The organism is Bacillus sp. GW823-FHT06B01 (assembly GCF_058952315.1).
Genome location: NZ_JBXAHR010000002.1, coordinates 382837 through 402469, shown reverse-complemented (window position 1 = coordinate 402469; position 19633 = coordinate 382837). Strand labels below are relative to the sequence as shown.

Annotated in this window: 19 protein-coding genes and 2 tRNA genes; 3 read left to right on the top strand and 18 right to left on the bottom strand. The window is 36.9% G+C overall.

All coding sequences use genetic code 11. The features are described from left to right. Window positions 1-85 precede the first annotated feature (85 nt). The 6 genes from hemL to hemA are packed head-to-tail and all read right to left on the bottom strand — an operon-like array spanning window position 86 to window position 6270. Entirely contained in the window at window positions 86-1375 is a 1290-nt protein-coding gene (gene hemL, locus AC1Q8N_RS09115) for a glutamate-1-semialdehyde 2,1-aminomutase (RefSeq protein ID WP_048541355.1), read from the bottom strand. After that, a complete protein-coding gene (gene hemB / locus AC1Q8N_RS09110) occupies window positions 1375-2364 on the bottom strand; it encodes a porphobilinogen synthase (RefSeq protein WP_046958800.1) in 990 nt (329 codons plus the stop codon). Before hemB ends, hemL begins: the two co-directional genes overlap by 1 nt. A 20-nt stretch (window positions 2365-2384) precedes the next feature. Then, window positions 2385-3137, bottom strand: coding sequence for a uroporphyrinogen-III synthase (gene hemD / locus AC1Q8N_RS09105; RefSeq protein WP_048541352.1), 753 nt, complete (start codon window positions 3135-3137; stop codon window positions 2385-2387). A 2-nt stretch (window positions 3138-3139) separates the two neighbouring features. After that, the gene (gene hemC / locus AC1Q8N_RS09100; RefSeq protein WP_048541350.1) at window positions 3140-4069 is read right to left on the bottom strand and encodes a hydroxymethylbilane synthase; all 930 of its coding nucleotides are present in this window, start codon (window positions 4067-4069) and stop codon (window positions 3140-3142) included. A 15-nt stretch (window positions 4070-4084) separates the two neighbouring features. Further along, window positions 4085-4918 (bottom strand): cytochrome c biogenesis protein, encoded by an 834-nt coding sequence (locus AC1Q8N_RS09095; protein WP_000008998.1) that lies wholly within the window; start codon window positions 4916-4918, stop codon window positions 4085-4087. Between the two features lie 17 nt (window positions 4919-4935). Then, window positions 4936-6270: a glutamyl-tRNA reductase gene (hemA, locus tag AC1Q8N_RS09090; RefSeq protein ID WP_048541348.1), complete on the bottom strand. Its 1335-nt coding sequence runs from the start codon at window positions 6268-6270 to the stop codon at window positions 4936-4938. A gap of 415 nt (window positions 6271-6685) precedes the next feature. Between hemA and AC1Q8N_RS09085 the strand changes: the two genes are divergently transcribed. After that, entirely contained in the window at window positions 6686-7138 is a 453-nt protein-coding gene (locus tag AC1Q8N_RS09085) for a MarR family winged helix-turn-helix transcriptional regulator (protein WP_098642471.1), read from the top strand. 2 nt (window positions 7139-7140) lie between these two features. Further along, window positions 7141-7557, top strand: coding sequence for an organic hydroperoxide resistance protein (locus tag AC1Q8N_RS09080; protein WP_048541345.1), 417 nt, complete (start codon window positions 7141-7143; stop codon window positions 7555-7557). Between the two features lie 36 nt (window positions 7558-7593). Here AC1Q8N_RS09080 and ysxC read toward each other — a convergent pair whose 3' ends face one another. From ysxC to AC1Q8N_RS09045, 7 genes are all read right to left on the bottom strand, one after another. Continuing rightward, a complete protein-coding gene (ysxC, locus tag AC1Q8N_RS09075) occupies window positions 7594-8190 on the bottom strand; it encodes a ribosome biogenesis GTP-binding protein YsxC (RefSeq protein ID WP_000869124.1) in 597 nt (198 codons plus the stop codon). Beyond that, on the bottom strand, window positions 8187-10517 hold the full coding sequence (gene lon, locus AC1Q8N_RS09070) for an endopeptidase La (protein ID WP_098079529.1): 2331 nt from the start codon (window positions 10515-10517) through the stop codon (window positions 8187-8189). Before lon ends, ysxC begins: the two co-directional genes overlap by 4 nt. A 184-nt stretch (window positions 10518-10701) precedes the next feature. Next, a complete protein-coding gene (gene lonB / locus AC1Q8N_RS09065; protein WP_048541340.1) occupies window positions 10702-12372 on the bottom strand; it encodes an ATP-dependent protease LonB in 1671 nt (556 codons plus the stop codon). A 106-nt stretch (window positions 12373-12478) separates the two neighbouring features. Further along, window positions 12479-13738 (bottom strand): ATP-dependent protease ATP-binding subunit ClpX, encoded by a 1260-nt coding sequence (clpX, locus tag AC1Q8N_RS09060; RefSeq protein ID WP_000472285.1) that lies wholly within the window; start codon window positions 13736-13738, stop codon window positions 12479-12481. Window positions 13739-14002: 264 nt separating this feature from the next. Continuing rightward, window positions 14003-15280: a trigger factor gene (gene tig / locus AC1Q8N_RS09055; RefSeq protein WP_000729261.1), complete on the bottom strand. Its 1278-nt coding sequence runs from the start codon at window positions 15278-15280 to the stop codon at window positions 14003-14005. A 309-nt stretch (window positions 15281-15589) separates the two neighbouring features. Beyond that, window positions 15590-16588: a hypothetical protein gene (locus AC1Q8N_RS09050; RefSeq protein ID WP_046956273.1), complete on the bottom strand. Its 999-nt coding sequence runs from the start codon at window positions 16586-16588 to the stop codon at window positions 15590-15592. A 197-nt stretch (window positions 16589-16785) separates the two neighbouring features. Further along, on the bottom strand, window positions 16786-17034 hold the full coding sequence (locus AC1Q8N_RS09045) for a hypothetical protein (RefSeq protein ID WP_001983650.1): 249 nt from the start codon (window positions 17032-17034) through the stop codon (window positions 16786-16788). A gap of 520 nt (window positions 17035-17554) precedes the next feature. Here AC1Q8N_RS09045 and AC1Q8N_RS09040 point away from each other — a divergent pair. Continuing rightward, entirely contained in the window at window positions 17555-18169 is a 615-nt protein-coding gene (locus tag AC1Q8N_RS09040; RefSeq protein WP_431097688.1) for a PH domain-containing protein, read from the top strand. Between the two features lie 94 nt (window positions 18170-18263). On the opposite strand, the gene AC1Q8N_RS09035 is transcribed toward AC1Q8N_RS09040, so the two are convergent. The 5 genes from AC1Q8N_RS09035 to AC1Q8N_RS09015 all read right to left on the bottom strand — a co-directional run bounded on the left by AC1Q8N_RS09035 (window position 18264) and on the right by AC1Q8N_RS09015 (window position 19632). Further along, complete coding sequence (locus AC1Q8N_RS09035; RefSeq protein ID WP_000124458.1) at window positions 18264-18464, bottom strand: hypothetical protein; 201 nt, start codon at window positions 18462-18464, stop codon at window positions 18264-18266. A gap of 33 nt (window positions 18465-18497) precedes the next feature. Beyond that, window positions 18498-18680, bottom strand: coding sequence for a hypothetical protein (locus AC1Q8N_RS09030; RefSeq protein ID WP_098048055.1), 183 nt, complete (start codon window positions 18678-18680; stop codon window positions 18498-18500). A 190-nt stretch (window positions 18681-18870) separates the two neighbouring features. Continuing rightward, a tRNA-Arg gene (locus AC1Q8N_RS09025) sits at window positions 18871-18944 on the bottom strand. A gap of 1 nt (window position 18945) precedes the next feature. Beyond that, window positions 18946-19019 (bottom strand) — tRNA-Gly (locus AC1Q8N_RS09020). A gap of 109 nt (window positions 19020-19128) precedes the next feature. Next, entirely contained in the window at window positions 19129-19632 is a 504-nt protein-coding gene (locus AC1Q8N_RS09015) for a metallophosphoesterase (protein WP_000645521.1), read from the bottom strand. Window position 19633 lies beyond the last annotated feature (1 nt).

Below are 19633 nucleotides of genomic sequence, written 5' to 3'. Positions count from 1 at the left end.
TGTCATTACAGATTTATGTATGGAAAGCTGACTTTATGAATAAAAAAAATCGCTCCCCTTATGGAGAGCGATTTTCTTTCAACAATTAAGCTTTTAATTTTGACATTGCAATTTCAGCTGCTGCAATCGTCGCTTCAATATCTGCATCACTATGTGCTGTCGATAAGAATAGGCCTTCGAATTGAGATGGTGGCAAGAATACACCTTGTTCTACCATTTCACGATAGTAAGCCGCAAAGAATTCTAAGTTTGAAGATTTTGCTGCATCGTAATTAATAACTTGTTCATCTGTAAAGAAGATACCAATCATAGAACCCGCACGGTTAATATGATGCGGAATGCCATGTTTTTCAGCCGCTTTACGTAAGCCAGCTTCTAACATTTCAGCTTTACGCTCAAATTCTACATATGATTCTGGCGTTAACTGTACTAACGTTTCATAACCTGCTGCCATTGCAAGTGGGTTACCTGATAAAGTACCTGCTTGGTAAATCGGTCCGCTCGGTGCAACTTGGCGCATAATTTCTGCTTTACCACCGTATGCTCCTACTGGTAAGCCACCACCGATTACTTTACCTAAACAAGTTAAATCAGGTGTTACACCGTAATAACCTTGTCCGCAATTATAAGCAACTCGGAATCCTGTCATGACTTCATCAAAAATAAGCAATGCACCATTTTGCTCTGTTACTTCACGAAGACCTTCTAAAAATCCTGGTTGCGGAGGAACAACACCCATATTTCCTGCTACTGGTTCTACAATTATACAAGCAATATCATCACCAAATTGTTCGAAAGCGTATTTCACACTTTCTAAATCGTTATACGCTACGGTAATCGTATTTTTCGCTACACCTTCTGGTACACCTGGGCTATCTGGTAAACCTAGCGTCGCCACACCAGAACCCGCTTTAATTAATAACGAATCACCATGACCGTGGTAACAACCGATGAATTTCAAAATTTTATTACGTCCTGTATAACCACGAGCTAAACGTAGCGCACTCATTGTCGCTTCTGTTCCAGAGTTAACCATACGTACAATCTCAATTGATGGTACGCGCTCAATAACAAGTTTCGCTAATTTATTCTCAATTTCCGTTGGGGCACCGAAGCTTGTTCCTCTTTCAGCAACAGATTTTAAAGCTTCAACAACACGATCATTCGCATGACCATGAATTAAAGGACCCCATGATAATACGTAATCGATGTATTCATTTCCATCGATATCATATACTTTAGAGCCTTTTCCGCGCTCCATAAACAACGGATTCATACCAACAGACTTAAAAGCACGAACGGGACTATTTACGCCACCAGGCATTAAATCTTGCGCCTCTTCAAACGCCGCAATCGACTTATCAAACTTTTTCATTATTTAGCGCCTCCTTCTTGTAACCATCTTGCTGCATCTTTTGCATGATACGTAATAATTAAATCTGCTCCTGCACGTTTCATGCTAATTAATTTTTCAAGTACAACTTCTTTTTCATTAATCCAACCATTTTGCGCTGCTGCTTTAATCATCGAATATTCACCACTTACGTTATAAGCAACGACTGGTAAATTAAAGTTATTTTTCACATCACGAATGATATCTAAGTAAGAAAGAGCTGGCTTTACAATTAAGAAATCTGCCCCTTCCATTACATCTGATTCTGCTTCACGGAATGCTTCCATACGGTTCGCTGGATCCATTTGATATGTTTTACGATCACCAAATTGCGGAGCACCGTGCGCCGCATCACGGAATGGTCCGTAAAATGCTGATGAATATTTCACAGCGTACGACATTACTGGTACGTGTCCAAAACCATTTTCATCTAATGCATGGCGAATTGCTGTTACGAATCCGTCCATCATGTTTGATGGCGCAATAATGTCCGCTCCTGCTTTCGCTTGGCTTACAGCTGTTTTCGCAAGAACTGCAAGAGACTCGTCATTTAAAATAATACCATCTTCAATTACACCGCAATGACCATGGCTTGTGAATTGACATAAACATGTATCTGCAACTACTACTAGCTCAGGGAATTCACCTTTAATTTGCTTAATTGCACGTTGCACAATTCCATGATCACAATATGCTGATGATCCAACTTCATCTTTTTCAGCAGGTAAACCAAATACAATAACAGAACGAATACCTAAATCAACAACCTCTTGCATTTCAGCTTGCAATAAATCTAAAGATATTTGATATACGCCTGGCATAGAAGGCACTTCATTACGAACATTTTCTCCTTCTAATACAAAAATAGGGTAAATAAAATCTTCCGTATGTAAAAACGTTTCACGCACAAGCGCACGCATATTACCGCTTTGTCTTAAGCGACGATGACGATTAAATTGTAAAGAGTTCATAGATTTCTATCCCCATTCTTTTATTTTATAGATTCACAAATGCATTGTAGTAATGCTTCTACAGTGTACTCTTTCGGCATAATAACATGTGGAAAATAAAGGATCGCCTCTTTTTCCGTAATAGGCCCTATACAAGCAATTGTACAGTTTTTTGTCCATTCTCTCCAGTTTGTACCCTCAAGTAAACGAACAAAACTAGTAACAGTTGAAGGGCTTGTAAATGTAATAATGTCTACTTTCCCTACTTCTAACGCTACTATAAGCTCTTGCCTTTTCCCTACATTCTCTTTCGTACCATATACGATTAGCTCATCTAGAGAAACACCAATTTCGCGAAGTGCAACTGGAATTACATCTCTTGCTAAATTCCCTTTCGGAAATAAAATGCACTCGTTTCCACTTAGTCTTTTTACAAACTCTTCTGCAAATACTTCTGCAACAAATGCAGTTGGAACGAAGTCCACTTGATAGCCCCGCTTTTCTAACTCTAACCTTGTTTTCACGCCTACTGCAGCAATTTTAGTCTTTGCGGGTAGCTTCTTTCTCAAACTATCTAGAAAAAAAGCTACTCCATTTTTACTCGTAAAAATAACCCAGTCATACGAATGCAGTTGCCCTGCTATATGTTGAATTTGCCTATGAGACATACCTTCCATACGCAAAAGCGGAATTTCCAATGGAATTCCGCTCTTTTCTTTCACCGCTACACTCATTTGTTTCGCTTGATGCTGGGCACGTGTAATTAATACCGTTTTGCCAGCGAGAGCGTTCATATTTATTGTTGCCCCTTATTTGCAGCAAGAATGAGTTCTTTGGCGCCTTGTTTAATTAAGCGGTCCGCAGCCTCTAATCCTACTTCCTCTGGATTAGTTCCTACTACTGTCTCTTTCAATAAAATAGAACCGTCCATAGAACCGACAAGAGCTGTTAATTCGATTGCATCATTTTCTGTAAGAGTTGCATATCCAGCGATCGGAACTTGGCAGCCACCTTCAAGTTTATGAAGAAATACTCGTTCTGCCGCCACTGTTCTTTCTGTTACTGCATCATTCATATGCGCTAACAACTGTAGTAAATCCTTATCATCCTCACGGCATTCAATCGCTAATGCACCTTGTCCTACAGCAGGTACACATAACGTCTCATCTAAATGTTCTGTAATAACTTCATTATCCCAGCCCATTCTTTGTAATCCAGCTGTTGCTAAAATGATTGCATCGTAATCCTCTTCTTGTAATTTACGTAAACGTGTATCGATATTTCCTCGAATCCACTTCACTTGTAAATCTGGTCTCGCAGCTAATAATTGTGCACTGCGTCTTAAACTACTCGTACCTAAAATAGCGCCTTCTGCTAACTCTTCAAACGCTGCTCCGCTTTTTGAGATAAAAGCATCACGAGGGTCAACACGCTTCGGTGTACAACCAATCATTAATCCTTCTGGAAGTACGGCCGGCATATCTTTCATACTATGTACAGCCATATCAATTTCTTTCGTAAGTAACGCATGTTCAATCTCTTTAACAAACAAGCCTTTTCCGCCTACTTTTGAAAGAGTAACATCTAAAATAACATCACCTTTTGTGACGATTTCTTTCACTTCAAATTCATATGGTAAACCTAGTGCTTTTAACTGATCAATAAACCAGTTTGTTTGCGTTAATGCTAATTTACTCTTTCGTGACCCTACAATAATTTTGCGCATAATTCTCTCTCCTCATTATAAATACCAAAAGTGGAAGTTGGATAAACTGCTTAATAGAAAAATATTGATTAGCATTACGAGAAATGCTCCGATGTTCCACTGCACGATTTTCTTCCCTTGCAACACATCTGCCACTCGTAAATATAGGCCAGCACAATATACAAATAGAACGACAAAAGACCCAATCACTTTCGTATCATACCAATGGAAATTGTCCAATTTCGTATATCCCCATATGCATCCTAATAAAATAGCTAATAAGAAAAATGGAACAGAAAATAAATTTAATCCGTAAGACATCGATTCTAGCTTCGGTAAATTCCCTAACCTTCTTAATCTCGCATTCCATTTTTTCTTTTTTAATAGGCGATATTGCAATAAATACATAATAGAAAAAATGAACGATACAGTGAAAGTTGCATAAGAAATAATAGCCATACCGACATGTACATATACAAGTTCTGAAACTAATTGCTCTGCCAGTACCGGCGACATCTTTCCGAGCGGTGTAAAAATAGAAAAAGCGCTTACGCCAAATGCGACAACATTTGTAAAAAAGACTAGAAAGTCAATTCTCATAAATCGATTAATGACTAACGACATCGTAATCAATAGCCAAACATAAAAATAAATCCCTGATAATAAAGTTAATATAGGGTTCGTTTCTGAATCTGTAGCCCTAAGTAACATAAAGATAGACTGCAGAACCCATACAATCGAAAGTAACCAAAAAGCAAATCGGTTCGCCTTTCGGTTACTTTGGAAATAATCTATAAAATATAAACTAATGCTACAAGCATATAAAATAATTGCAATATGATAAATAATACTGTTATTTAAAAAACTCATCCGATCATCCTTCCAAATTATAAAGATGGAACGGATGGTGTCCACGCTCTTTTATGTTCTACTTCTTCCGCACAACTCTCTACATCTTCCATTTCTAAGTCGAAAATCTTTGCAAATAACGCTAATTTTTCGTCTGCTCCCTCTTCAGCAGCAATTTCTTTCGCTACTAAAATTGGGTCTTTTAATAATTGATTAATAATACTTTTCGTATGCTTACTAATTACTTTTCTCTCACGATCACTAAGATTCGGTATTTTTCGTTCCAAGCTTTCCATCGTTTCACTTTGGATAGCAAGTGCCTTATCACGAAGAGCTGCTATTAACGGAACAACACCAAGTGTACTTAACCACGTTTTAAATAAAACAATTTCCTCTTCAATCATAAATTGAATTTTCTCTGCTTCTTTCAAACGCTCAGCACGATTCGCTTCCACTACTCCTTGCAAATCATCAATATCATATAAGAAAGAACCTTCTAGTTCATCAATCGCTGGATCAATATCACGTGGCACTGCAATATCCACCATAAATAACGGACGACCAGAGCGCATTCTCTCTACCTTTGTCATCATCTCTTTCGTAATGACATATTCAGATGCACCAGTTGAACTAATTAAAATATCTGCTTCTAATAATGCACATTGCAATTCACTTAAAGGCTTTGCATGTCCCATATATTTCTCAGCCATTACTTCCGCTTTCGTAAACGTCCTATTCATGACGGTTACTTTTCGAGCACCGCTTCCATATAAGTTTTGCAGTGCCAGTTCACCCATCTTACCAGCACCAAGAATAAGCACATGACAATCTGTTAACTCACCAAATATTTTCTTTCCGAGCTCAACAGCAGCATAGCTAACAGACATCGCACTTTCACCAATCGTCGTTTCTGAGTGCGCACGTTTCGCTAACGTAACCACCTGCTTAAACAACTCATTAAAAATTGTGCCTGTCGCTTTTACTTGTTGCGCTTCTAAAAAGCTATCTTTTATTTGGCCTAAAATCTGTGTTTCTCCAACTACCATAGAATCTAAACCGCACGTCACGCGGAATAAATGATCTATTGCACCGTCTTGTTCAAAAATAGTTAAATATGGTGCGACTTCTTCTATTTCAAGCTGAAACCAATCAGCTAAAAACTTCTTAATATAATACCGTCCCGTGTGTAATTGATCGACAACAGCGTAAATCTCAGTGCGATTACAAGTTGATACAATGACATTCTCTAACACGCTCTTTTGATTTTGTAATGTAGTCATTGCTTGCTCTAGCTCTGCTGCCTGAAATGTGAGTTTCTCACGAAATTCTACAGGGGCTGTTCGATAATTTACACTAACAACAAGAATATGCACGCAGCATGTCCCCCTTCACCCGTTTTATCACTTTATCTACTATCATAATACAACTTTCCTCTTATGAATCTGACAATCGTGTGAACAACCAATTATTTTTTATTTATTCTCCGTATGTAATAAAGGAGATTCAGTAAAACTAATAAAGACTTTCTACTTTATAATGATTATAAATTAATAACTCTATTTGTACGTTACCAAAAAAAGCACTCATAATCAAGTGATGGAAACTATTCCATATGAATTATAACATCATCTTTCCTATCTTCTTTCATCATGAAGAAAAATATGTATGATTGTTCCAAATTGTAGCACAAACTTTCTCAATACAATGTATTTGACATTGTATTTCTTTTTCGTTATATTGATTTTATAAAATTAAATTGTGCACAACTTAATTAGAAAGGAGTTATGTATGACAGAGAATTCTTTACATCTAGATAACCAACTTTGTTTTTCTATTTACGCCTGTTCTAAAGAAGTTACCCGCTTTTATCGACCATATTTAGAAGAGATGGGTATTACGTACCCTCAGTACATTACTTTACTCGTACTATGGGAGCAAGATGGACTAACAGTAAAAGAAATTGGAGAACGTCTATTTTTAGATTCCGGTACATTAACACCTATGTTAAAACGAATGGAATCATTAAAACTTGTAAAACGCGTTCGTTCCAAAGAAGATGAGCGCAAAGTTTGTATTAAATTAACAGAACAAGGTAAAGGTTTAAAAGAAAAGGCTTGTTCATTGCCGACAACAATGGCAACAAATTTAGGAATTACAGAACAAGAATATCGTTCTTTATTAATTCAATTAAATAAACTAATTGAAACAATGAAAACAATTAATGATAGAAAAGGGGAATAAACATGGATAAATTATATACTGCTTCAGTAACTGCTACAGGTGGAAGAAACGGAAAAGTAATTTCAGATGATGGCATATTAAATCTTGATGTAAAAATGCCGAAAGCACTAGGTGGTGCAGGCGGAGAGGCAACGAATCCAGAACAACTATTTGCTGCTGGTTATGCCGCTTGTTTTGATAGTGCATTACAACTTGTCATTCGTACAAAACGTGTGAAAGTAGAAAGTACAGAAGTAACTGCTCACGTTTCTATTGGAAAAGATACAGATGGTGGTTTCGGCCTATCTGCTGTACTTGATGTACATGTTGCTGGCGTCTCTCATGACGAAGCACAAGAACTTGTAGAAGCCGCTCACGGTGTATGTCCTTATTCAAAAGCAACAAGAGGTAATATTGAGGTTACATTAAACGTACGATAAAAAAATTTAGTAAATAAAAAAAACGCGCGACATTCGTCACGCGTTTTTTGTTTTTGTCATTCTATGAATTGCCTTCCACGCTTCTTCTTTTCCAAGTCCTGTTTCAGAAGAGAATAGAACGATTTCATCGCCAATTTCAACAGCAAGCGTTTCTTTTACAACTTTTAAATGCTTTTGCCATTTCCCTTTCGGAATTTTATCGGCTTTCGTCGCAATAATAATTGTTGGGATTTCATAATGCTTTAAGAAATCATACATCATCACGTCATCATTTGTTGGTTGGTGACGTAAATCAACTACTAATACAGCTGCGTCTAATTGCTCACGTGTTGTAAAGTAAGTCTCAATCATCTTGCCCCATGCTGCGCGCTCTGTTTTAGATACTTTCGCATATCCATAACCTGGAACGTCAACAAAATGCATCATCTCATTGATCAAGAAAAAGTTCAACGTTTGCGTTTTCCCTGGTTTAGAAGAAATACGTACTAACTTTTTACGATTTAAAATTTTATTAATAAAGGAAGACTTCCCGACATTTGAACGACCTGCTAATGCAATTTCTGGTAAATCACTGTCTGGATATTGTTCTGGTTTAACAGCACTAATTACAATATCTGCTTTTGTTACTTTCATTGTTTCACTCCTACTAATGCGTGCTCCAATACTTCATCTAAATGAGATGCAAGCACAAACGTAAGGTTTTCTTTTACGCTTTCTGGAATATCATCTAAATCTTTCTCGTTTTCTGCTGGCAAAATAATTTTTGTTAAGCCTGCGCGGTGAGCACTTAATGTTTTTTCTTTTAAACCACCAATTGGTAATACACGACCACGAAGTGTAATTTCACCTGTCATCCCCACTTCTTTACTTACAGGAATACCTGTTAGTGCAGAAATAAGTGCCGTTGCCATCGTAATACCTGCTGACGGTCCATCTTTTGGAACTGCTCCTTCTGGAACATGAATATGAATATCATTTTTCTCATGGAAATTCGGATCAATCTGAAGTTCTTCTGCACGAGAACGAATATAGCTAAACGCTGCTTGTGCGGATTCTTTCATAACATCCCCAAGTTTCCCTGTTAAAATTAATTTCCCTTTACCTGGCGCTACAGACACTTCAATCGCAAGTGTATCACCGCCTGCTGCTGTATACGCTAACCCTGTTGCCATACCAACTTGGTCTGTTTTTTCAGCTTGCCCATAACGGAATATGTGCTTACCAAGTAAATCAACAATGTTTTTCTCTGTTACTACAATACGCTTACGTTCTGCTGTAACGATAATTTTTGCTGCTTTACGACAAACTTTTGCAATTTGACGCTCTAGCGTACGAACACCGGCCTCACGTGTATAATAACGAATAATTTCAAGAAGCGCTTCATCACGTACTTGTAAATTACCTTTTCGTAAGCCATGCTCTTTTAATTGTTTCGGCAATAAATGTTCACGGGCAATGTGAACTTTTTCAAGTTCTGTATAGCCAGCAATTGAAATAATTTCCATACGGTCAAGCAACGGACCTGGAACACTTGAAAGTGTATTCGCAGTTGCTACAAACATAACTTTCGATAGATCATACGGTTCTTCAATGTAGTGATCACTGAAGTTATGGTTTTGTTCTGGGTCTAACACTTCAAGTAATGCCGCTGATGGATCTCCACGGAAGTCGTTAGACATTTTATCAATCTCATCTAATAAAAAGACTGGATTAACTGTTTTCGCCTTTTTCATACCTTGAATAATGCGTCCTGGCATCGCTCCAACATACGTACGACGGTGACCACGGATTTCAGATTCATCACGTACACCACCAAGGGATACACGGACAAAATTACGATTTAATGATGTTGCAATCGAACGCGCTAACGATGTTTTCCCGACCCCAGGAGGTCCTACTAAGCAAAGGATAGGTCCTTTTAATGAATTCGTTAACTTCTGCACAGCTAAATATTCAAGTACTCGCTCTTTTACTTTCTCAAGCCCGTAATGATCTTTGTTCAAAATCTCTTCAGAATGAGCAAGATCAATCATATCTTCTGTCGCTTCTGTCCACGGAAGTGCTAATAACCAATCCATATAATTACGAATAACACCGCTCTCCGCAGAACTTGCTGGTAACTTTTCATAACGGTCTAATTCTTTCAGTGCAGCCTTCATTGTTTCTTCAGGCATTCCTGATTGTTCAATTTTCTCACGAAGTTCTTCAACTTCCCCGCCCTTACCTTCTTTATCACCAAGTTCAGTTTGAATCGCCTTCATTTGCTCACGTAAGAAATATTCTTTTTGCGTGCGCTCCATTGAACGTTTCACTTTTTGTCCAATTTTCTTTTCTAAACTAAGTAACTCTTGTTCATCTTGAATAATTGAAATAAGTGTATGTAATCGTTCCTTCACAGATACAATCTCTAATATTTCTTGTTTCTGCTTCGTTTTAATCGGCAAGTGAGAAGCAATTAAATCAGCTAATCTCCCTGGCTCTTCCACATCAGTTACCGTTGCAAATGTTTCATTTGAAACTTTTTTCGAAACTTTAATATATTGTTCGAAATGCTCCAGTAATGTACGCATAAGAGCTTTCTCTTCTAGATTATCTTCCACTTCTTCCGTTACCGTTTTGATAGAAACCTGCACTACATTATCTTCTTCGATAAACTCTACTACTTCAGCTCTATGTAAACCCTCTACAAGGACACGAAGCGTACCGTTCGGCAATTTTAACATTTGCTTCACTTTCGCCACTGTACCTACACTATATATGTCATCTTCTTTCGGATCATCGATATTCATTTCTTTTTGCATCGCTAAAAAGATGATATTTTCATCCATTGCCGCCTGCTCTAGTGCTTGTATCGATTTATCACGTCCTACATCAAGATGCAGAACCATCGTTGGATATACGAGAACGCCTCTTAATGGTAGGAGGGGTACGATTCTTTCATTCGTATTCATACTAGACATAGCACCTCCATAATAAATTAAACTCCTGTTCAACTATTTTATATTACAATACATCTAGATGCAATTGCAGAGATTTTCCGCAATTGTAAATCCCTCGTTTTTTCTCCCTTTTAAAAAGGAAAAAAGACTCCGCTTAAGCATACAAACTTAAACGAAGTCTGGCAAATTTTATTATCGCTCATTCTCACATTGATTGTGCATCTGTTTCGTCTACAGTAGTATGTATATCAAGGTCTCGATGCATATTTTCCTGCATAAATGTTAGCTCAAATACTTCTTTTAACTTACGAACAGGAATGATTTCAATTCCTTTTATTGTATACAAAAACGGTTGCATGTTTTCAGCAGGAATGATGACTTTCTTAGCACCTGCTTTTTTCGCGGCTTTTATTTTTGCGTACACACCACCAATAGGTTTCACTTCCCCGTGTATACTTATCTCACCGGTCATCGCTACTTCATTATTCACATACGTACGATGCACCGCTGAATATACACCTGTTGCCATAGCAATACCTGCCGAAGGCCCATCAATTGGGATACCACCTGGAAAATTAATATGTATATCGTAACCTTCTGGCAACACATCTAGAGAACGAAGTACTGTTAATACATTATCTACAGAACCTTTCGCCATACTTTTACGGCGAATAGATTTCGTTTGACTACCAATACTTTCCTCTTCCACGATCCCGGTAACATTTACCGACCCTTTATCTTTCGCCTTGATTGCTGTTACTTCAATTTCTAATAACGCGCCTGTATTTGGTCCGTATACAGCAAGTCCATTTACAAGACCGATTCTCGGAATAGGATAAATACGTTTTTCATATTTCGGTGTAAGTTGACTAGAGTGAACAACCCACTCTATATCCTCATCTTTAATGAAAGAACGTTCTTCATTTATTGCCATACCAGTAGAAATTTGTACAAGGTTAATCGCTTCTCGTCCATTTCTTGCATACATCCCAATCATTTCAACACCATTTTTACCTATTTGCATTTCCACTTTATCAGCTGCATTCTTCGCTACTTTTTGAATCTCTTCTGTATCTAACTCACGGAAAAACACTTCTAAACAGCGTGACCGAATAGCAGGAGGAATCTCCTCTGGCGAACGTGTCGTCGCCCCAACTAAGCGAAAATCGGCTGGCAAACCTTTTTGAAAAATATCATGTATATACGTTGGAATCATCGAATTTTCTTCACTATAGTACGCACTTTCCAAAAATACTTTCCGATCTTCTAGCACCTTTAACATTTTGTTCATTTGAATTGGATGTAATTCACCAATCTCATCAATGAACAAAATACCACCATGCGCATCTGTTACAGCCCCTTTTTTCGGCTGTGGGATACCCGCTTGCCCCATTGCACCTGCCCCTTGATAAATCGGATCATGGACTGAACCAATTAATGGGTCTGCAATACCACGTTCATCAAATCTTGCTGTCGTCGCATCAAGTTCGATAAATGTTGCATTCGTACGAAATGGAGATTTCGGATTGCGTTTCGCTTCTTCCAATACAAGACGTGCTGCCGCTGTCTTCCCAACACCTGGCGGACCATATATAATTACATGTTGCGGATTCGGACCACAAAGAGCCGCTTTTAACGACTTAATCCCGTCCTCTTGCCCTACAATATCTAAAAAGGATGTAGGACGTACCTTCTCCGCAAGGGGCTCTGTTAAAGAAATCTCACGCATTTTACGAAGCTGTTCTAATTCTTTTTTCGATTCTCGATCAATTGAAACTTTTTGTGTTCGCTGATTTCGAAGTAAATGCCAAAAATACAATCCGACAATTACACCAAAAACAAGTTGAACAAGTAAAAATATATTTGTCCAGCTCATAATTTATTTCCTCCCGCAATGTTTTATCACTTAGTATTTCCGCGGAGGAACATAGCTAAACATAAAGAAAAACAGCAATTATAAAAATTGCTGTTTCTTCTTCGCACTATGCAGATGTTTTTGTATCAAGTACAGTACCGTCTTGTAACACCAATTTCGGCGGTTCATTATCAGCTACTGTTTCTTTCGTCAGAATACACTTCTCGATATCTTTGCGAGATGGAAGTTCGAACATTACATCAAGCATTAAGCCTTCAATAATAGAACGAAGTCCACGAGCACCTGTTTTACGTTCAATTGCTTTTTTCGCAATCTCAACTAGTGCACCTTCTTCAAACTCTAACTCAACATCGTCAAGCTCCAATAATTTTTGGAATTGCTTAACAAGTGCATTTTTCGGTTTCGTTAAAATATCTACAAGAGCATCTTCATCAAGCGGCTCTAGGTTCGCAATAACTGGAAGACGACCGATAAACTCCGGAATTAAACCGAATCTTAAAAGATCCTCTGGTAAAACGTGAGATAAAACATGCTTCTCATTTACATCAGCATTTTTCTTCTCAGCACCAAATCCAATTACTTTCTCACCAAGGCGACGTTTAATAATTGGCTCAATGCCATCAAACGCTCCACCACAAATGAATAGGATGTTCGTTGTATCAATTTGAATGAACTCTTGATGCGGATGCTTACGACCACCTTGAGGTGGAACGCTCGCTACAGTACCTTCTAAAATTTTCAGAAGTGCCTGCTGTACACCTTCACCAGATACATCACGTGTAATTGATGGATTTTCGGACTTACGTGCCACTTTATCAATCTCATCAATATAAATGATTCCTTTTTCCGCTTTCTCTACATCATAATCAGCTGCTTGGATTAATTTTAGTAAGATGTTTTCTACATCTTCCCCTACATATCCAGCTTCTGTTAAAGATGTTGCGTCCGCGATTGCAAATGGAACATTTAAAATACGCGCTAATGTTTGTGCCAATAATGTTTTACCACTACCAGTTGGCCCAATAAGTGAAATATTACTCTTCGCTAATTCTACATCATCAATTTTACTGTTAGAATTAATGCGTTTGTAATGGTTATATACCGCTACCGCTAGTGCTTTTTTCGCGTTATCTTGTCCGATGACATACTCATCTAAGATTTCACGAATTTCTACCGGTTTCGGTACATCTTTGAATTCTACTTCTTCGTCCTTCGCAAGCTCCTCTTGTACAATTTCAGTACAAAGTTCGATACACTCGTCACAAATGTAAACACCTGGACCTGCAACTAACTTTCGAACTTGCGTTTGTGTTTTACCACAGAAAGAACATTTTAATTGACCTTTTTCATCATTAAATTTAAACATATTTTCACACCCCTTACAAAGTGCTAACCTCTTGCCTTCGTATGTACACGATAAATGTATCGTATGTAAATACATATTATGTCACTACGTGGCGAGAAATACAAATAATATGACTAGTTATGTACAAATAAAAAAATTTTAAAACTTTTGAAATATGTATATTCGACTTGTAAAGGAAGTTTTCCTTCTTCATCGAAAAGTTTTATAAATATATTTCTATATTTATAAAACAAGGCACGATTAAAATCGCGCCTTGTTATTTTATTATGCAGCGTTGTCTACTAAGAAGTCTACAGCTTTACGCACTTTAAGGTCTTCAGATAAAGCGTCTACGCTTCCAAGAGCTTGCTTGATAGCGTCTACTGGCATACCGTACATTTCAGCCATTTTTTCAACTTCTGCAGTTACTTCTTCTTCAGTAACTTCGATGTTTTCAGCTTCAATGATAGCTTCAAGAACAAGATTGATTCTTACGCGTTTTTGAGCGTCTTCTTTCATTTGCTCTTTTAACTTGTCAGCGTCAGTACCTGTGAATTGGTAGTAAAGCTCAAGGTTCATACCTTGTTGGCTTAAACGTTGCTCGAATTCACGAACCATACGATCTAACTCAGTGTCGATCATAGCTTCTGGAATCTCGATTTCAGCGTTAGCAGCAGCTAATTCTACTACTTCGTCACGTACTTTGTGCTCAGCTTCGTGCTTTTTGCCTTCTTCTAAGTTTGTACGAAGTTTTGTTTTTAATTCATCAAGAGTTGCAACTTCTTCGTCAGCTTCTTTAGCGAACTCGTCGTTTAACTCAGGAAGTTCTTTTGTTTTGATTTCGTGAATTGTTACTTTGAATGTAGCTGGTTTACCAGCTAATTCAGCAGCGTGGTACTCTTCTGGGAATGATACTTCAACTTCTTTAGAATCACCAGATTTAAGACCAATTACTTGCTCTTCGAAACCAGGGATGAAAGTACCAGAACCGATTGCAAGAGAATAGTTTTCGCCTTTTCCGCCTTCAAATGCTTCGCCATCAACGAAACCTTCGAAGTCGATTACAGCTGTATCACCGTTTTCAACAGTTCCTTCTTCTTTAACAACTAGTTCAGCTTGACGCTCTTGTAAAGATTTTAATTCGTTCTCTACATCTTCGTCAGTTACAGTTGTTTCAACTTTTTCTACTGCTAAACCTTTGTACTCACCTAATTTAACTTCAGGTTTCACTGTAACTTTTGCAGTGAAGATAAGGTTAGCATTTTTTTCGAACTTCTCGATGTTGATTTCAGGATGATCAACTGGGAAGATACCAGCTTCATCGATCGCTTCACCGTATGCTTTTGGTAAGATGATATCTAAAGCATCTTGGTATAAAGATTCGATACCAAAGCGTTGTTCGAATAACGGACGAGGCATTTTCCCTTTACGGAAACCTGGTACGTTAATTGTTTGTACTACTTTTTTGAACGCAGCGTCGATAGAGTTGTTTACTTCTTTAGCATCAACTTCGATTGTTAAAACGCCTACGTTACCTTCTAATTTTTCCCATTTTGCAGCCATTTATTCTTTCCCTCCAACTATAATAATGTATGCACATACCTCTATAGATTAAAATCTTCATTATCTCTTTTTTGAAATAACAAAAGTACAAATAATCCTCTAGCAAAAGCTTTCAGATATAATGTTCCAATCTACTAATTGCCTAAAAGACAACTACGGTATATTTTGTTCGAGAATAATATGAAACATATTAAGTAAGAGAATTACACTTCTCTTCTCTTACAAACAGGCAGATTTCTGCCTTTTGCAACCCTTACATTATAACATAGAATATGCTCGTTTCAAGAACCGAACGATTCTTTTTCATAATTATACGGGCAAATATCCTTCTCTTTCAACACGTAATAACCATTGATAGGCAATATGAAACTCTTCTAATTCAATATTATACGCTGTCATAAGCTCTTCTTCATCAATAGTCAATCCGAAACGCTTTCTTCCAATTCTCTCTAAAACAGCAGCCCAAATCTCCACTTTATCCATTAATAGAGCGAATGGGAAAACGCTAATTCGCAATTCTTTCCAATATGTAACCATCGCATCAAATATATCGGGATAATTTTGCTCTAATCGGCTTGATAATGTATGTATAATGTTATTGGATTGCTCCTCATTATGACCTGTAAATGCTGGAATCACCTTGATCGTATTTCCAAACTTTTCTACCTCTATCTCTTCTTCTATTTGATTTTCTATCATTTTATATAAAATAGAAGTTTTCAAATAAGGGTGCTGTTTTTCGTCTATTAAAAATTTCTTTAAAATAGGTAATGCAAGATCCAAGTCTTTTAACGAAAGTTGCTGAATCGCTCTTAGCTTTTGCCCAAAGTTTTCTCCAAACATTTCATTAGTAAACTCATCCAATTCAAAATTCGAATCGACTAGTGACGTATCTACTTCACTTAACATACCTTCTGCAAATAAAGCGAGCTGTGCTAATTTTTCCTTTTGCTCAGGCATTACATCTTTCGTTTGCAAAACCTTTTCAACGATTTCAATGACACCTTCATAATCATTTGTTTGAACTAAAATCGTCACATATGTTTCAAGAATATCACCAAATAATACAGCTCCTGTTTCAAGTAACTGTTCACATTTGTCTTTCGCTTCTTCCATATGTTTTAATTCTAACAAACAAATAACAGAAGCGAGTTCCGTTTGTTCCGTTTCTGCATTATACTGACGTAATATTTCAAAGCAGCGCAATGCATCTTCGAATTTCCGCTCTTTCAGTGCTAAAAAACCTTCATCAATATATCGCTCTGATAGTTGTGGAAACAATACGACCGTATTTTCTTTTTTATCCATACGTCCGCCTCTTTTTCTAGATTTTAATTATCTTTAAAGTAAATATATCAAATGAGTAATAAGAACACAACATCCCAAAACCCTTTGTTTGAAATATGGAAATATTTAATTTTTATATTTCGATATAAACAAATCCTTACTAAAAATTAAAAATGTACAAATAAAAATCCTCAGCAATTAAAGCAGAGGATTCATCATTAATGGAAAGCTTTTATAATAGTGGGGTATATAACAAGGGTAATAATTTGGAGAACAATAATTGCCATAACAATCATGCTAAAATAGAAGATTGGTTTACTTCGCTTCATTAAAAACATAATAATAAGCATCGTACAAGCAAACAAACTTAAGAAGAACAAACTCGTTGTCGAACTAAGTATACCGCTCGGGACAAAGAACAATAACACTACACTACAAGTACCTATAATTCCAAATAACCATTCCATTCATTCACTCATTCCCTTTCCCTCTCACGGCAGTTTTTTTACTAAGCGATTAAATGTTTTACAACATCAACTACATACGTTAATTTCTCATATGCTACAAATCCAAAAGCAACTGTTAAACCCGTTACGATTAACCCTTTCATCATTTCTTCCTCCTCGTTTTATCGTTGTTACCTTCATTATAGAGGATTAGCAATTTGTTACCATCGAACTTCCTTACAGTTACCTTACAGAATTGTAAGATTTCAAAATGGATAGAAAAAAACCTCATATTACTTGAGAGGTTTTCACGGAATTTCTCTATAATTACTTGCAAAATTAACTTTTTTCTCTTGATTATTTTTCGGAGAATCCACTCTTAAACTGATAGATTTACTAAATAACTTAGGGTTGAAATAATTATTCGTTACTTTTCTTAACTTACCTTCATATATTTTCGTATTACAAGAAAACAACCGATGAAAATCATGTTAATATATTTTTATACAATTAAGAATTTATTTTACAAGGGGGATTATGTATGTTTAAAAAAATGGCTGCAGATGTATTAGGGCTAAGCGATGTAGGTTCTGTCATTACACCGAAAGATTACGATAAAGTTGATGCTGATGATTACGTGATGCATGAAGATGGGGAGAAAATTTATTTTCTAATCAAATCAAAATCAGATGAATATTGTTTCACAAACAAAGGATTAATCCACCTAGATGGTACAAGCGCAACAAGTAAAAAACGTACACTACGCCGCTTTAGTTATAGTAAGTATCAAATTAAAAACGTAGCACTTGAAACTGCAGGAACGATTGATTTAGACGTAGAAATTAAGTTCCAGATGGGGGATGAGCATTATTCAATTGATGTTCATAAAAAACATATTGAAGAATTAAAAGATTTATATAAGGCTTTACTTAAAATAGAAGAAATTTCATACGACAACGATATTACATTGCAGTATGCACATAAAAGTCTAGATATGGCATCTAACGCTTTCAGCCATATTTCAAACGCACAAGTAAATTTAGCAGAACAATTTAAAGAAATGAACGAGATCGCCTTTAACTGGCTCGTTGATACGAAGAAACAATATAACGTGAAAGATTATGGTTTTGTCTTTGAGAAGTTTATTAATAATTAATTTAAAACAAACAAAAAACCTTGTTATCAAAAGATAACAAGGTTTTCTTAGCGTCCCAAGAGAGGTTCGAACTCTCAGCCCGCTCATTTCCGTACTATTTTATATATTTTGATCGCAGTCTTAATATATCTTCTCCTTCACGAATGCCTGCCGATCCCTTCCTCACATTTTTTACGACAGTCCAATCTGGGTTAGTTTCATCACCGATGTTCTGTACTGTAAAGTTGCCATCACCATATTTCCGGTGACCTTCTGCCAATTTCTCCGTTAAATCATTCTCATTTGATCTCGCCATCTTTGCGCCATCTCCCTTTTTTATACAACCTTCTTAAACTGTCCAACCAATCACACGTCCAGTCAATTGGAGATTCTCGTTTTCCGCTTCTATTAATTGTAACACACTGTCGGGGATAAGTTCCGATAACGGCTGCTTAATCGTACTAGAATGGTAAAAAGTTTTATAACATTCTAAGTGAACCATTGGGATAATATAGATATGAAGTTTCCTCATAAGCCTATTGATTCTTTAAATTAAACAAGAGAAATAGGGCGCATAAATAGCGCTCTTTCTTAATGCACTTTAATCTGTTGTATATAATAATTATCATATTTTACTTTATATTTTTTACACCTCTTGCACATACATCAATTTTTAAACAAACAAAAAACCTTGTTATCAAAAGATAACAAGGTTTTTTTAGCGTCCCAGGAGAGATTCGAACTCCCGACCGTACGCTTAGAAGGCGTATGCTCTATCCGGCTGAGCTACTGGGACATGGAGCGGGTGAAGAGAATCGAACTCTCGACCAGAGCTTGGAAGGCTCTTGTTTTACCACTAAACTACACCCGCATATGTTATTTTATTTTTCTTCGTTAGCGCTGTTGCCCTATCGACAATATTTATTATATGTATAACCATACATAAAGTCAACACCTTTTTTAAAAGAGGATAATTTTTCTTATCCTCTTTTAAAAACTGCTTGTTCAACTAGTTGTCCGTCTAATGTTTCAAAACGAACTTCCATTTGATTTTCATCCATTTCTAATAAAGCAAATGTCTTTTCTACACGCTGACGTGGCAATAAAATACTGCCTGGATTAATAAATAATACGCCGTCGATTAATTCTGCACCTAATACGTGAGAGTGTCCGAAGCATGCAACTTGCGCCCCTACCTCTTCCGCATGGTACGCTAATGTTTGTAATGTCATTTTCACGTTATGACGATGTCCGTGCACAACTACGAAACGAATGCCATCTACATCAGTTACAATTTCGTCTTGAAAGTTAGCATAATCACAGTTCCCTTTTACAACATGGAAACCTTGCAGCTCTTCATGAGCAGGCGTTAGCTCTGAATCACCGCAATGAATCATGACATCTACTTTTCCTTCATAGTTTTCTTTCAACTGCTGTAATTCCTTCACGGAGCTATGACTATCGCTTACGATTAAAGCTTTCATC